The 15,719-nt window shown below is 49.2% G+C and carries 9 protein-coding genes; 8 read left to right on the top strand and 1 reads right to left on the bottom strand.

Annotated features, from left to right (window positions below):
• The first annotated feature begins 468 nt into the window (after positions 1-468).
• The 4 genes from ACZ9AQ_RS21385 to ACZ9AQ_RS21400 all read left to right on the top strand — a co-directional run bounded on the left by ACZ9AQ_RS21385 (position 469) and on the right by ACZ9AQ_RS21400 (position 7,224).
• Positions 469-3,150, top strand: coding sequence for a UvrD-helicase domain-containing protein (locus ACZ9AQ_RS21385; protein WP_429206686.1), 2,682 nt, complete (start codon positions 469-471; stop codon positions 3,148-3,150).
• Between the two features lie 1,005 nt (positions 3,151-4,155).
• Complete coding sequence (locus ACZ9AQ_RS21390; RefSeq protein WP_429206687.1) at positions 4,156-5,775, top strand: methyl-accepting chemotaxis protein; 1,620 nt, start codon at positions 4,156-4,158, stop codon at positions 5,773-5,775.
• A 45-nt stretch (positions 5,776-5,820) separates the two neighbouring features.
• Complete coding sequence (locus ACZ9AQ_RS21395; protein ID WP_429206688.1) at positions 5,821-6,288, top strand: chemotaxis protein CheW; 468 nt, start codon at positions 5,821-5,823, stop codon at positions 6,286-6,288.
• A gap of 195 nt (positions 6,289-6,483) precedes the next feature.
• On the top strand, positions 6,484-7,224 hold the full coding sequence (locus ACZ9AQ_RS21400; RefSeq protein WP_429206689.1) for a GAF domain-containing protein: 741 nt from the start codon (positions 6,484-6,486) through the stop codon (positions 7,222-7,224).
• Between the two features lie 454 nt (positions 7,225-7,678).
• On the opposite strand, the gene ACZ9AQ_RS21405 is transcribed toward ACZ9AQ_RS21400, so the two are convergent.
• On the bottom strand, positions 7,679-8,173 hold the full coding sequence (locus ACZ9AQ_RS21405) for a GNAT family N-acetyltransferase (RefSeq protein WP_429206733.1): 495 nt from the start codon (positions 8,171-8,173) through the stop codon (positions 7,679-7,681).
• A gap of 209 nt (positions 8,174-8,382) precedes the next feature.
• Between ACZ9AQ_RS21405 and ACZ9AQ_RS21410 the strand changes: the two genes are divergently transcribed.
• The 4 genes from ACZ9AQ_RS21410 (at position 8,383) to ACZ9AQ_RS21425 (ending at position 15,693) form a co-directional block, all read left to right on the top strand.
• A complete protein-coding gene (locus tag ACZ9AQ_RS21410) occupies positions 8,383-11,628 on the top strand; it encodes a PAS domain-containing hybrid sensor histidine kinase/response regulator (RefSeq protein ID WP_429206690.1) in 3,246 nt (1,081 codons plus the stop codon).
• A gap of 431 nt (positions 11,629-12,059) precedes the next feature.
• Entirely contained in the window at positions 12,060-12,392 is a 333-nt protein-coding gene (locus ACZ9AQ_RS21415; protein ID WP_429206691.1) for a response regulator, read from the top strand.
• Between the two features lie 179 nt (positions 12,393-12,571).
• Entirely contained in the window at positions 12,572-13,261 is a 690-nt protein-coding gene (locus ACZ9AQ_RS21420; RefSeq protein WP_429206692.1) for a PAS domain-containing protein, read from the top strand.
• 50 nt (positions 13,262-13,311) lie between these two features.
• Complete coding sequence (locus tag ACZ9AQ_RS21425) at positions 13,312-15,693, top strand: hybrid sensor histidine kinase/response regulator (protein ID WP_429206693.1); 2,382 nt, start codon at positions 13,312-13,314, stop codon at positions 15,691-15,693.
• Positions 15,694-15,719 lie beyond the last annotated feature (26 nt).

Genomic DNA, 15,719 nt, shown 5'->3' on the forward strand with positions numbered 1-15,719 from the left:
TATTTCCGAGGATTTTCTTCACATTATAGGAGAGTTAGGTAGCTTGCAGACAATTTAGTGTCGGCGCATTTTTTCGTTCTACCCATCCTTCGAAAGGTTGTACGAACCTGCTCTCCGGCAGGGGATGAGTAGTTGGCATGCCTAACGGGTGGATGCAAGCGGTTAATTAGTATTGACAGTCTTCGACGTGTCCGTTGCAAGTCAAGCGTGTTTGCCTACTGAGCTACGGAGGAAATAGTTTCTGCATCTACCTTAGTAGCGTATCAAACAAGAAGAATTTGCGAGAAGCAGAGGTTCGAGAGGGTTGACCGTTTCTTCAGGTGATACCATGACATTCCAGCAGGGTAACTACAAGGACGGATCGTGGCGCAGTGGGCTTCAACGCGGGTAGGGGAATTCTTCACGAAGTGCCCAGGATGGACTATTTCGCTCAAAGGAGAGGAGGTCGTCCTCGTGAAGGATGGGCAGATGTCTATCGCGGTCGTCATCAATCCAAAGCCATTGTCCATTGAGACGGGTGCCTTCTGGTCCTCAGTGATTTTCTGCCCGACTGGTCAGCAGGCCATACATCTTGACGGTATTCCCAATGCCAGTGCAAAGGACATGTTCGGCAAGGTGCAAGCTGAGCGCAGCAGGCAACTAGCCATCATTGAAGCTAGGCGCAAATGCGAACGCTTTGACACGCTCGTCGCTTTACTCGTTGAGTGGTACAGGAAGATCGTTGCTGCCATTCATGCCCATGACAAGGCCAGGTGGTGGATACCTGATGAGGTGCTTCAAAAGTGGCTCAGCATGAAGGGGCAGGCCGTTGGCAACGGGGCCGAACTGGAGAGCCTGCTGGTGGATTCTGATGTCAGCAAACACTTGAAGGCTCAAGGCAAAGAGGTGCAGACGGCTCTTGCGTGGCGCAAGAAGGATTTCCCCTCGCATGTTGCTTCGCTCAATGAAGCGCACCTGAAGAGGGAACTTATTGAGTGTAAGGATTTTTTTGACAAGATTGAAAAGTCGCCGTTGACGGTTGAGCAGGCGAAGTCGGTGGTCTGCTTTGATAATCGGGTGCTAGTTGTCGCGTCGGCCGGGTCGGGCAAGACTTCAACTATGGTTGCGAAGGCAGGGTATGCACTGCACCGTAACGTGGTGCCACCCGAACGCATTTTGCTGCTGGCTTTTAACAAAGAAGCTGCCAAAGAGCTCCAAGTTCGGGTCGATGAGCGTCTAAGTCCTCTCGGGTTCACAAGTGAAGGCATTGTCGCCCGCACCTTCCACAAGTTCGGCCTCGATGTAATTGGGCATGCGACAGGCAAGAAGCCGAGCTTGGCTAGTTGGCTTGAAGGAGGCCGAGACCTTGAACACCTCTCAACTCTGATTGATGGCCTGAAGGATAGCAACCCCTTGTTCCGCACCCGGTGGGATCTGTTCCGTGTAGTGCTCAGCCGTGACCTTCCCAAGTTCGGCAAGGAATTTGACGGTGCCGAAGACCGTGATCGCAACACCAAAAAATATGGTTTTAGGACTCTTCGTGATGAGGTTGTGAAGAGCCACGGCGAACGCATGATTGCTGATTGGCTTTTCTACAACGGGGTGGATTATCAGTACGAGCCTGACTACGTTCACCAAACCGCAGACGCGGCCCACCGTCAATATCAGCCGGACTTCTTCTATTCAGGTATCAACCTCTACCACGAACACTTCGCACTGGATGCGTATGGTCAACCCCCAGCTGAGTTCAAGGACTACATGCAAGGGATAGAGTGGAAGAGAGGCTTACACAAGCGACATCGAACTGCACTTATTGAAACGACTTCTGCTCAGCTTCGCACTGGTGCAGCCTTCCAGATTTTAGAGAAGGAACTGACAGCGAGGGGCATCGCGCTCGATCCTAATCCTGATCGTGAAACAACGGGACGCAAAGCGATTGAACATGAAGAGTTGGTGAGGTTGTTCCGCACCTTCCTGACGCATGCGAAGAGCAATGACCTTACTGATGCGGATCTGAGGAAGCGGCTCAAGGACAGTAACGCGGGCTCGTTCATCTACCGTCATGAAATGTTTCTTGACCTGTTTGAAGACATTCGCAACGCATGGGAGAAGAGCTTACGTGCCAGTGGCAGTATTGATTTTGAAGACATGCTGAACATCGCCGCCGACCATCTTGAGTCGGGAAGATGGGAATCGCCTTACACCCTTGTCATGGTTGATGAGTTCCAAGACGCTTCGCGTGCCAGGGCCAGGCTCACGCGTGCGCTGGTTAGCAAACCGAACCGTTTTCTGTTTGCCGTGGGCGACGATTGGCAAAGTATCAACCGCTTCGCCGGCGCCGATCTCTCCGTCATGACAGGTTTTGAAGAGTGGTTCGGGAAAAGCGTCACTCTTAAGCTCGAGCGAACCTTCCGCTGTCCTCAGTCCATTTGCGACGTGTCCAGCAAGTTCGTGCTGAAGAATCCAGTGCAGCTTCCTAAGGTAGTGAGATCTAGTCAGCCTGAGCATGCGCCGTCCGTCCAAGGCTTCCAAGTTGATCATGACGGCAAGCTTCAGACAGCGATAAGCATTTGGATGGCGAACCTGTGCAGCAAGGTTGCATCGGGCGCGGTGGCGCCGGGGAAGAATGGAAAGTTGTCTGTCTTCGTGCTTGGTCGCTACAACAGAGATGTCCAACTCATTCCTGAGGACTGGCAAGCGAAGTTCGGTCGGTACCTAGAAGTGAAGTTCTCTAGCGTTCATGGGTCCAAGGGGCTGGAAGCGGACTATGTGATCCTGCCCCGCGTTGTCAACACTCGGTCTTCATTCCCGAGCATGCAGACAGATGATCCTGTTCTTCAGTTGGCAATGCCGTCAGGCGACAGCTTCCAGTTTAGCGAAGAGCGACGACTGTTCTACGTGGCCTTGACTCGCGCCCGCAGGTCAGTAGTTCTCTTCACCGTCGACGGCAACATATCGCCCTTTGTCGTGGAACTTATGAAAGACACGAATCTTGAGTTGGAACGAATTGACGGAGAGAAGACGAAAACGAGGATGTGTCCAGCGCCCGATTGCAAGACTGGTGTTCTCGTTAAACGAAAAGGGCCGTACTCTGAATTTTGGGGTTGCAACAGGTTCCCGAAGTGCAGGCACTCAGAGAAGATCGTCCCTAAACCTCACGTAGCGAAGTAAATTTTTCGCGAGCGATTCGGCCGATCATGCTCATTCGTATGCAATAGTGTGTGTAACTTTACTGCCATTTTCACGTATTCTTAAGACGGTCGCGGAGCTTGGCGGCGCTCTCCAATCGGGCGAAATCAATATTGATACACTGTCGCTATACTAGTCCTTCGTGTTAATGGAACCTCACATTTTAAAAATTCCGGATTTCTGAATAATTCATGAAATTTAGAAGCGATTAGCCGAGGTGTTGCCGTAATTGCACAGCTCAAACAATCACGGTATTGACTGCAACGTCAGGATATCGAACTAATACAACGTCAACTGATGACTCTTTATATAGTGCGCGAGCGGAAGCCGACACGAGATAGTCTTTTTACAAAGCCTCTGAATTCCGTTATAAATGTGCCACCAAGTGCTTTTTCAATGTACATATTCTCCAGAAACAGAAATCTCGACTCGTTCGTAGTTTCTTCGGCGAAAACGAAGTCACATCCCCGGTCAAGCGCCTCGATCTCCATTTAACTAATCAGTTCAATGCCAACCAAAAGCATGGAATCAGCTTTTTTCCAGCCAAATCGAATCGATCCGGGCAACGCCTTTATAAGTTGCACTAACTAAGCTTCCAACGACCCATCCGTAGCAGTCTTTCGCGTAGATAATCAACGGCACAGGTGTGAAAGCGCAACTATGCAGAGGCTCCCCGGACCTCTGCTGACCAGAGGAAGGGTTTTGTATTTCAAACAAGATTTCGGGGGTCATGTGGAAAAAAAGCCTACGGATTCAACTAAACTTGACACATATGTGTCATCAATATGCTCATATTTTACCCCCTTACCTCTTGACTGTCTGCACAATAAGCCTAAATTTTCCCCAGCTCGGCGTCATTCCATTGCCAGAACGCAACAATCGCAAGTGTCAAGCGATAAATTTGACGGATTCGCTTCAAGTCGTGTTATAGTTGAAAAAGTTTCCACCGAGAAACCTCATCTTCCATCGTAAACATAGAAAAATGACATGAAGAAAAAGCTTAGCAGTATAGGTGCGCGTCTTACCATCGGGTACGGTACCGTATTCGTTTTGATGGCAGTTCTTACCGCCTTAGCGACTTACAGGGTTAGTCAGATCGATAGCACGCTAACTCACATAAATGACGTGACTAACGTCAAACAAAGGTACGCTATCAATTTCCGCGGTAGCGTTCACGACCGAGCAATTGCTTTGCGCGATGTGGTCTTGGCACAGGACCAGGCAAAAGCTGAGACTCCAATCTCACTGATAAAAACCCTGGACGCCAACTACGCCAGTGCAGCAGTATCAATGGACAAGCTCTTTCAATCTATTGACGGAATACTTCAAGATGAAAAAGAAGCATTGGCAGACATCAAGGGTCAAGAAAATCGGACCAAGCCATTAATCGAAAAGGTTATTTCGCTGCGCGCTGCGGGGCAACTTGAAGAGGCATCGCTATTGCTACAAGACCATGCTGCGCCAGCTTTTGTTGGGTGGCTAGCCAGTATAAATAAGTTTATTGACATGCAAGAAAGATTAAACAACAGCGAAGCCCTAAGCGCACGGGAATTAGCGTCGGGCTTCTTGGGATGGATGATTTTTTTATCCGCAGGCGCGATCGCAACAGGGGCCGTGGGTGCATGGTACATCGCACGCAGCTTAATTAACCAGCTAGGAGGTGAGCCCGAATATGCTACCACAATTGTTAAAGCAATTGCGGCCGGTGACTTGCGCGTTGAAATTGAAACTAGAGGAAGCGATAGCGCTAGTCTACTATTTGCCATGAAGGCTATGCGAGATAACTTGGTCACTATTGTAGAGCAAGTTCGCAGCGGAACCACAAGTATTGCCAATGTTTCAAATGAAATTGCAAATGGCAATAGGAACCTCTCTGGAAGAACTGAGCAGCAGGCTAGAACGCTTGAGGCAACGGCTGCATCGGTGGAGCAACTTACTGGAACGGTAAGAGAAAACGCACATAATGCCACCCAGGCCAACACCCTGGCTGTATCGGCCTCGGAGGTTGCGTTGCGCGGCGGAACCGTTGTAGCACAAGTTGTTGAGACAATGGATTCTATCAACGAGTCGTCCAAGAAGATTGTTGATATCATCAGCGTTATCGATGGTATTGCCTTCCAGACCAACATCCTTGCGTTGAATGCTGCGGTAGAGGCGGCTCGAGCTGGCGAGCAGGGTCGCGGCTTTGCAGTTGTTGCTACTGAAGTGCGCAACCTGGCTCAACGCTCTGCGGCAGCAGCTAAAGAGATTAAGGAGTTAATTGGGAGTTCGGTAGAGCGTATTGATGCTGGCGCGAGGCTCGTCAGTGAGGCTGGCTCAACGATGAAAGAAATCGTCACGTCCGTTAGACGTGTTACCGACATCATGGGGGAAATTACTCACGCGAGTTCGGAGCAGAGCACAGGAATTAGTCAGGTAAATGAAGCAGTCAGCCAAATGGATGATGCAACTCGTCAGAATGCAATTCTGGTCCATGAGGCGACCGGAGCAGCCGCCTCCCTCGAAGCCGAAGCCGAGCGGCTTGCTGCAGTGGTAAGCGTTTTTCGTCTTGATACCGTTGGTTCCAAAAATTTAATGCAGAAAAACCGATTGGCACTTAGTAATTAAGATTTGCCTACGCAGAGATATAAAACCCATTGAAATTAACCAAATATGAGCCAAGAAATACATAGAGAGTTACTGTCATTTAAAATAGGCAAAGAGGAGTATGGGATTGAAATCCTAAACGTCCAAGAAATACGTGGATACGAGGGCGTAACACGAATCGCGAATGCTCCGAGTTTTATCAAAGGCGTAGCGAATTTGCGTGGGGTAATCGTACCGATTATTGATATTCGGATCAAATTCGGACATTCTGACCCAACCTATGACAGCACGACCGTAGTGATCGTGCTCAACCTTGGTAAAAGCACCGTCGGAATCGTCGTTGACAGTGTTTCGGACGTCACGAGATTAACACCAGAACAAATTCGAGCTGCTCCTGATGTTGGTCGCCCCAATGACGCCAACTATATTGTCGGGCTTGGAATCCTCGAGGAACGGATGCTGATTATTGTTGACATTGTTCAGCTCGTCGAATCAGATGAAATACATAGATTCGAACCGCTGATGGCAGCCTGATCAAGCGATCAGGTAATGTCGCCGTAGAAAATTAAAATGGTCCGCTCATAGACTTTTTCTGACGAAATTGATCCCGCGTTTCGGAGTGTTACGCTGATAGCAATATAAAACTGTAGACAGTGATGTACGGATGAGTGATAACTCGAAATTTTGAAGCGTAAAAAGTTGTCTAAAGAAGCAAAATCAAGGAAAGTAATGGATGAAGAAAAACGTGCGGACGACGCAGTAATAACGACAAGTAAAGCTGCTCGCATGCTCGGTGTGGCCGTCAGTACAATGCAGAACTGGATGGAAAACGGCTCCATTTTGTCGTGGAAAACTCCTGGCGGACACCGTAGGACTTACGCCAGTGCGATTCAGGCTCTTTTAGACGGTAAGGTAGACGATCTTTGTATTACAGATGTGCGTCGTTTGCCATTGCCGACAGACCCTGAATTCCTACCTATTTCGAATCCTCCATTCCTCGTTTCGGAAACTGAGGGGCAGCGACTTGCCTCACTTGCCCTGCTTGATTTGCACCATATTGGAGAAGATGAACGTTTTGATCGCATCGTGCGTCTTTCGGCGATCGCAACACGAACATCAATTGCCGCAATCTCATTTTTCACACCGAGGACTCAATGGGTTAAGGCGGCAGTAGGACTTGAGATACGCGAGTTTCCGCGAGAGTGGAGTTTTTGTAACTATACAATTGCGCAAAACGAACTGCTAACGATTGCTGATGCGAAGCTGGATGAACGTTTCAATGGCAACCCCTTTGTAAATCAAGATCCTTGCATACGTTTTTACGCAGGCGTGCCCTTGCGCGATGAGCGTGGCCTGGCTGTCGGTACGCTATGTGTATTCGATAGGGAGCCGCGCAAGTTGCGTTTGGTCGAACTTCAAGCTTTTACCGATCTTGGTGCGATAGCATGTGACACTCTAAAAGGTCGGTGACGGACGAATTATCTTTTTGAAATTTACGTTCACTCTTCTAGATTCCAGACGTTTAGCTGTTAGCATCATGGATGTAAAGCGGTTTAATGGACAATTTGGTGAACCGAGTAAGAAGTCACGGTAACATAACAATTCTAATTAGTTCGATCGATCTAATGCCAGCGTGATCTTTCGGAACGTCATATTCGCTTACGGTGTGCTTTAGTCTCGGCCCAGTCAAAAAGAGTTTTAAGCTTTGCAATGATTTGCGGTCTTACTTGGCGGTTCAGGCATCGGAAAAACAAGTAGTCGGATACGCGCACACACACCGCCCCGTTCGATAAACGGGCGCATGCTCTCCTGATCGCTGCCATTGACCGCCCATCCTACCGTTGGCTCTGCTAAGCCTTTTGACTAGGGTTCAGTGAACAATCACTCGACAGTACGCCTAAGGAAGAGTATCCTTGTTGTACTTCTACAACTGTAGCTGTGTGATGTTGGTCAAAACTACACGAGAGACTGGGAGAGTCGTCTCCTCACTGGGAGTAAGCTCCTTTGCCAGTCCGGACACTTTGGTCGCGCGCCCAATAGAAACATCTCGTGCACTGTAACCCAATTCTTTGTAGACGTTGACTAGCTCATCATCGGGCTCATCAGCAAAACAATAGCTGCACCTCCGCGTTAGCGCTTCAGCTTCTAAGTTCTGTAGCAAGGAGGTAGCGAGCTCCTTAGCTCTGTATGGGTCGGCGAACCAAAGCGACTCGATTCTTATTACGCCGTTGAAGCTTAAAGCGATGAGCCTTGCAATTACTTGCCTCTGTGCATTTTTAACATACAGTAGGTAGGGGATGGCTGACTGCATGCTATCAGACTGAGCTGGCACCTGGTTGCCAGGCTTTGCGTCCCGATCGGTTTGGAAAATCATAGTCATATTCACAGTTTTAAAGCGTAAAGTCCTCGCGAAAATCATAGTGCCATAGAGAAATATTTCAAACAAGTAATTTCGTTGGATTCGTCATTATTTACAAGAAGTGTTAAGATTTACACCTTTAGATGCAACATCTCTAGGTCGAAACGCTTGATGAAGGGTCGCAGGCACGTAAGCAACAAAAAGCAAGCAGGCTCGTCGGCTCAATAAAGCTGCAGCCGGCAAATCCATCCGGGACAATTGGGTCATTTATGTTTCCACAAATCATCTCATCATTCTTCTCTGGCAACGGTAAGGTCGAGAACTTATTGCGAGAACATGATTGGTCAACATCACCCCTCCTAGAACCTGCTTTGTGGTCCAAGCCCTTACAGTACGCTGTAAGGTTCCTCTTAGACTCAAAAAATGCGATTTTTATAGCTTGGGGACCAGAGTTGCGACTTTTGTACAACGATGCCTACGCGGAGGTGTTGGGGGACCGGCACCCGCAAGCCCTAGGCGAGCCTTTGCAACTGGTGTGGCCTGATGTGTGGCCTGACATTGAGCCTCTGGTAAAGCGCGTTATAGCTGGCGAGGCATGCCGGTTCGAAGATGCACACTTTGTCTTACAACGCGACGGCAAAGAGGTCGGCTCATGGTTTTCATTTTCATATACACCATTACGGGACCTGGACGGGTCTGTCCACGGCTTTTATTGCATTCTGACCGAGACAACCGACCAAGTTCTCATGCGCCAGAAGCGGCAAAGCGAGACTGATCGAGTATATAGCTTGTTTGAGCGCTCTCCGAGCTTTATGGCGGTACTCGAAGGTCCACAGCTTAAGTACTCCCTTGCGAACGCAGCATATCTAAATTTTGTGGGACAGCGCGATCTTATTGGGAAATCAGTTAGCGAAGTATTTCCTGAGATTGGCGATCAAGGTTACCTCAACTTATTCGCACAAGTCTATGGCAGTAGTGAGCCTTTCATTGGGAGAAACCTACCTGTGGCGCTGGATAGGAAAGGCGATGGCGTTCTGGAAACGCGTTATGTTGACTTTCTTCTTCAACCTACACTCGATGGCTCCGGCAAAATCACCGGTATTTTTGTTGAAGGTTATGATGTAACAGAGCACGTGCTCGCCCAAGAAAACGCACGCCATAGCGAGCAAATTGCACGAAACGCGACGCAGTTACAACAAGAGGAACGAAGCCGGCTCATGGCGTTGCTAGAGGCGGCTCCCGTTGGCATCGGATTCGCAGATCCTAGTGGGCGCCTCACAATGGTGAACGCTGAAAATCGGCGTATCTGGGGGGACCACCCTATGTCGGAGCAAGTTGACGAATATCTAGAATGGAAAGGCTGGTGGGCCGATAGGTCTTCCCGTCATGGCATGCCCATAAAGCCTGCGGAGTGGGGCCTTGCCCGCGCGCTTCGCGGAGAAGATGCAATTAGCGACGTAATTGAAATCGAACCATTCGGGATGCCCGGAACCCGTCGCACACTCTTACTTCGTGCAGCCCCAGTACGAAACAGTCAAGGAAAGATTATTAGCGCTGTCGTTGCCCAGACGGACATTACTGACCGAGTTCGTAGCGAGCTGGCTTTACGAGAAAGTGAACAGAGATTTCGGACCATCACAGACGCAATGCCACAGATGGTCTGGTCGACCCTTGCTGACGGCTACCACGACTACTACAACCGGCAATGGTATGAGTTTACTGGAGCTCCTCTCGGAACTACAGATGGCGAAGGGTGGAACGATATGTTCCATCCTGAAGACCAGAAACGGGCATGGGAGCAATGGAGTTCCTGCCTCTCAACGGGCGGGATTTATGAAATCGAATATAGATTGCGGCATCATTCTGGAACATATCGTTGGGTTCTTGGTAGAGCGTTTCCGGTTCAAAATGAAGAAGGTAAGATAGTCCGATGGATGGGCACGTGCACTGATATCCATGATCAAAAGCTCGCACAAGTAACTTTACAAGAGAAAGAAGAACGCTTCAGAGCGTTGGCCGAAAACATCCCGCAGCTTGCCTGGATGGCGGATGTAAACGGCGTGATTTTTTGGTATAACAACCGCTGGTACGATTACACTGGGACAGCCGCTAATGTAATGGAAGAATTCGGGTCCAAAAATATCCATCACCCTGAATATGTTGATGCAGTTAAAAAGAAATATAGCGAGCATATTCGTGCAGGTAAGGTTTGGGAGGACACATTTCCAATGAAAAGGCACGACGGGACCTACCGATGGTTCTTGTCGCGAGCGGTACCAATATATAACGCAGACGGCGCAATTACCCGCTGGTTAGGCACCAATACGGACGTGACGGAACAGCGCGACGCTGCTGAATCTTTACGTCAAATGGATAGGCGCAAAGACGAGTTCTTGGCAATGCTCGCACACGAGCTTCGAAATCCGCTTGCGCCAATCACAACAGCAGCGAACCTCCTCACAGTAACTCAGCCAGATTCGAATCGTCTTAAACAGATCAGTAGTGTAATTTCACGGCAAGCGTCTCACATGACAAGCTTAATTGACGATCTGCTGGATGTCTCGCGAGTTACCCGAGGTTTGATCACGCTTCATAATGAGGAAATTTCTGTCAAAACCGTGTTGGCCGAGGCAGTTGAGCAAGCTAAGCCATTAATCGACGCTCGTTCTCACCAGCTAAAGACCACAATGCCAGATGATGACTACTTTGTTCTTGGTGATCGAAAACGTCTTGTCCAAGTGGTATCGAATCTCCTTAACAATGCTGCAAAATATACGTTGCCGGGAGGTGAAATAGGAATCTCGCTAATCCCTAGCGATAAGCAAATCCAGATTTCAGTTAGGGATAATGGAATAGGGATGTCTGCGGATCTATTGGTGCATGCATTTGATTTGTTTGCACAGGGGCAGCGCACGCCTGATAGGGCCCAAGGCGGATTAGGAATTGGCCTAGCGTTGGTTCGGAGTTTGGTACAGCTGCACGGTGGATCAATTGCGGCCTTTAGCGAAGGCCCAGGACATGGCTCGGAATTAACAGTTACTTTGCCGCGCGTTAAATCAAATGACAAAATCAACGCTATGCAGTTGAGTGACGATACTATTGAGCGTGGTACAATTTCGCTAAGAATTTTAGTTGTTGACGACAACGAGGACGCTGCCCAGACTCTCGCAATGTATCTGAACGTTCTGGGACACGATGCATACTCAGAATATCGTGGTAGTACGGCATTGGAACGTATTAGAGAAATTAATCCAGATGTCTGCTTGTTAGACATTGGACTTCCAGATATTGACGGCAAAGAGCTTGCAGCGCGTATCCGTAAAATCCATCCTTTTCAGCAGATTCAAATCGCTGCTGTTACAGGATACGGGCAATTACAGGAACGTCAGGCTACAGCAGAGGCAGGTTTCGACGCCCATTTCGTAAAGCCGCTGGACACTTCTGAATTGAATGCTTGGTTAACTGATGTAGCTTCATTACTCAATTTGCAAAAAATCACACGTCCGCCCAGATGAGCGATAAGAGGCCATGTTTTTATAAGTTTTGACACGATGGAACGTAAATCTCATATATTTAGGTCGTTGAGCCAGATAAACCGGGGAGCTGGCACAGCAGCTCGCTACTTGAGCGGCGAGAACAAGAATCTAATCGATAGAGGGCTTGTCAAAATCTGGGAGGATAAAATTATACTCACAGAAAAAGGCAAGCAATTCATGTTTCAATGCCAATGCGAGGGTTTTCTTAAGGCTTTGCAACGTGGTAGTAATCCTAACGCCTCTGATCCTGTCATCGCTTGGCTACTAAAGCATCAGTTTATGATTCAGCTCCGCGAGTCCGATTCTTGGCAAATAACGCCTCGTGGTCGCGACTGGCTGTCTCAGCTTGATTGAACTGGAGAACTATTTTTAATAACACTCGGCTCGGATGCGCTATCTCTGGGAACAGCATGGGAAAAAATTACACTTTTGAAGCAGATCTGTCGACTTACGTGTTCTCACTGATGGGTGTTGCTACCGCAGCGATCGTTAGATACAAGCTCGGTCCTATGTTGAAAAAAACTATACCCAGTTCTGACCCTTCTGAAAATAATAAAAGTTTGACACAATCAGGTAACACAATATTTGTGGCGTTGTCAGGATACGGTCAACCATCTGATTTCTATTTATTGACTAAAGCCAGGTTTGACTATCACGTAGTCAAACCGCTTGCAATCGATTCGCTTATCGAATTGCTTTCAAATGCGCAACGATCGGCTGGTAAAACGTCGGGACATACATGATCTGTTGAAGGTTTGTAGAAAGCGAGTGTCGCCACTGGCCTTGCGTGTCTGCTTATCAAGGTACTGTTGATGACCAATTGCTCAACGTCTCCCATAGCGAAAGTAATTTATCCACTTTTCCTCACATTTTATCGCTATCTGGCAATGGCATAGCGTGATTCACTGATCTTCCTACCTGCATGCTAACGTTTTCTAAAACTGAACATTACCACTTTGACCCTTCAATTGTGCTTGAACTTACTACCACGTTTGTGTGTAGCTTTGACGGCACCATTTTGTATTGGTCGGAAGGCTGCGCCCATCTTTATGGATGGACTGCGAGCGAAGTAGTTGGTCGCAACGCTGATGATATGCTCAGCACTGTACTACCTATACCGTTGCGAGAGCTTGAGAGAGAGCTTCGGTGCAACGGCGAGTGGATTGGAGACGTTCGGCAAGTCAAGCGCTGTGGAAGTCCAGTTACGACGTGTATCAAGACCACTCTTGTTTCAGATACTGAGGGGGAATCCTCGGCATTTGTGCATGTCGTCACTGACGTTACTGCGTCACGCGAACTCGAAGCGCAGCTTCGCAAAAGCGAGGCTACACTGTCCGCAGTGATCGATTCGTTGCCTGTTGGATTAGTTATTGCAGATCCTGATGGCCGCGTATTACGTGACAACGCCGCGAATAGAAAGATTTGGGGCGTACCACCCCAAACCACTAGCTGGGAACAATATGGGGAATGGGAGGGGTACTGGCCAAACACCGGTAAGCGTATTGCGCCAGATGAATGGGCAATGTCGCGCGCGTTATTCAAGCGCGAAATCGTGCACGGCGAACTGGTCGAGTGTCAACCCTTCAATAATGGACCGCGACGTTTTATCTGAATAATGCTGCGCCTGTGCTCGATGCTAACGGTCATATAATCGCAGGAGTCGTGGCCGAGCTTGATGTAACAGAACAACGTCAAGCGCAAATGGCGTTGACGAAAATTTATGAGGAGTCGCAGGCGGCGGCTGAACGTGTTCAGCTAGCGTTGGCAGCCGGTGCAATCGCAGGAACTTGGGACTGGGATTTGATTAGTGATCGGTTCGCCGTTGATGAGACGTTCGCTGAATATTTTGGGATTGATGTTGAATTAGGAAGATCCGGCCTGAGCCTCGAGCAAGTAATCGCGACCGTACATCCTGAGGACCTCTCTGAACTGCATGCCGCCATCGCTAAAGCGATCCGTTGCGGCGGCCCATATAGTCATGAATACCGTGTGCGCGGTCGGGACGGTATCTATCGGTGGATACAGGCGAACGGGCGCGTTGACCATTCGGAGTCTGGGCTACCGTTGCGATTCCCTGGTGTATTGCTCGACATCGAGCAGCGGCGCGCCGTCGAGATCGAAAGAGATCGCGCAATGCATCTGCTTCGTTCATTCATTGAGGCCGTTCCCGGAGTCGTTTATGCCAAAGACTACAACGGCCGCATGACGGTGGGTAATCAAGGTGTGTCAGAGCTTGTTGGTAAGCCTTTGGAGATGATTCTAGGCAAGACGGATGTAGAATTTTTGGAAAATTCTGAACAAGCTACTGTAATTATGGCTACTGATCGACGGATAATGGATAGCGGTCGTGCAGAAGTCGTCGAGGAAGAAGTTAGCTTCCCAGATGGCCGCCGTACTATGTGGCTATCGACAAAGGCACCGCTGTACAACGAGAGCAGTGAAGTAATAGGTCTAATTGGCTCGTCGGTGAACATCACTGAACGCAAAGCTGCAGAGGAAGCACTGCAACAACGCACCGAGGAGCTTTGCAGTACACAGCTCCGCCTTGAAATGGCACTTGCAGCGAGTCGTATGGGTGTCTGGGAGTGGTCGGTTGCTACAGGCGAAGCTACTTGGAGTCGACAAATGTTTGAGCTGTTGGGCCTTCCTCCTGCGCTTGATGGGAAATCCAACATCGCTAGTTTCATGGCGAAGGTGCATCCCGAAGATACCGCTATCGTAGAACGTTCTTTAGCCCGTTGTCTGAGTGAAGGCACTGACTACGAGGCTGAGATGAGGATCGTGCTGGATGATGGGAATGCGAGATGGTTGCTGGGGCGTGGTCGTGTCAGTTACGGTAGAGATGGAAAGGCAGAAAGAGTGACCGGTGTTAATGTAGATATCACTGAGCGCAAGGAATCCGAGCATGTTTTGCACGATGCCGACCGACGGCGCAACGAATTCCTAGCTATGCTCGGCCACGAACTCCGGAATCCTTTAGCTCCGATCGCCAACGCTGTTGCACTTCTCGAGCTAACTGGAGAGGACAAGGAGAAAAGAACTCATTCGGTTCAGATTATTCGGCGCCAAGCCAAGCACATGGCACGATTAGTTGACGATCTCTTGGAGGTATCGCGTGTTGTCCATGGCCAAATTGAACTTCGCAAAGAAAAGGTCGTTCTATCCTCAGCGATTTATCCCGCCCTGGAATCTGTTTTTCCACTCGCTAAAGAGCGAGGTCAGACAATTAAACACAGCTTGCCACCTGATATTGAGCTGGTAGCTGATCCAGCCCGAATTATACAAATCGTGACGAACCTCTTGCAGAATGCAGTTAAGTACACGCAAGTTGGCGGTTGCATAAATGTAGAATCCCGCATCTCCACAAACGATGACCAATGGGTGGAGATTAGCGTTGCTGACAATGGACCTGGGATCGATCCAGGTCTGTTGCCTTGCATCTTTGATTTATTTTCACAGGCAACGGCAACGCTCGACCGGTCCCGTGGTGGGCTCGGACTTGGATTGTCCTTGGTAAAGCGGCTTGTTGAGCTCCACGGAGGTGAGGTCTTGGCCCGAAACCGTGATTTTGGACGCGGAGCATGTTTCAGCGTACGTCTTCCAAGAGGAGCGCAAGATCGCAACAATGTCGATACCTTAGACAGCACAAGCAAGAGACTCGCGCCGACAAAATTTTTGATCGTCGATGACAATGTTGACGGTCTAAACACATTAGGCATGCTTCTTGAGGCTGATGGACATTCTGTAGCGCGTGCTTACGATGGAGAGGCAGCAATTACGGCCGCCCTCCAGTTTCATCCAAGCGTGGTACTGCTCGATCTCGGGCTGCCAAAGCTCAACGGCTGGGAGGTGGCTCAGCTTCTCCGTTCCACCTCGACTACTAACAATGCGGTGCTCATTGCCCTGTCCGGCTACGGACAACCAGGAGATCGGGACCGCAGTCATGCTGCAGGGTTCAATGACCACCTCCTTAAACCTGTAAATCTTGAAGCACTGTATCTCGCCATTATGCCGCACATACGACATGAACAAGACCCGACGTAGCTGGTCGAAAGGCCTCTGCTTCTCTG

The organism is Massilia sp. UYP34 (assembly GCF_056279385.1).

Bases quoted from the DNA above. Each gene is read 5' to 3' on its own strand.
- ACZ9AQ_RS21400 (WP_429206689.1), top strand. From the start codon at position 6,484: ATGGATGAAGAAAAACGTGCGGACGACGCAGTAATAACGACAAGTAAA.
- ACZ9AQ_RS21390 (WP_429206687.1), top strand. From the start codon at position 4,156: ATGAAGAAAAAGCTTAGCAGTATAGGTGCGCGTCTTACCATCGGGTAC.
- ACZ9AQ_RS21395 (WP_429206688.1), top strand. From the start codon at position 5,821: ATGAGCCAAGAAATACATAGAGAGTTACTGTCATTTAAAATAGGCAAA.
- ACZ9AQ_RS21415 (WP_429206691.1), top strand. From the start codon at position 12,060: ATGGGAAAAAATTACACTTTTGAAGCAGATCTGTCGACTTACGTGTTC.
- ACZ9AQ_RS21405 (WP_429206733.1), bottom strand. From the start codon at position 8,173: ATGATTTTCGCGAGGACTTTACGCTTTAAAACTGTGAATATGACTATG.
- ACZ9AQ_RS21420 (WP_429206692.1), top strand. From the start codon at position 12,572: ATGCTAACGTTTTCTAAAACTGAACATTACCACTTTGACCCTTCAATT.
- ACZ9AQ_RS21410 (WP_429206690.1), top strand. From the start codon at position 8,383: ATGTTTCCACAAATCATCTCATCATTCTTCTCTGGCAACGGTAAGGTC.
- ACZ9AQ_RS21385 (WP_429206686.1), top strand. From the start codon at position 469: ATGTCTATCGCGGTCGTCATCAATCCAAAGCCATTGTCCATTGAGACG.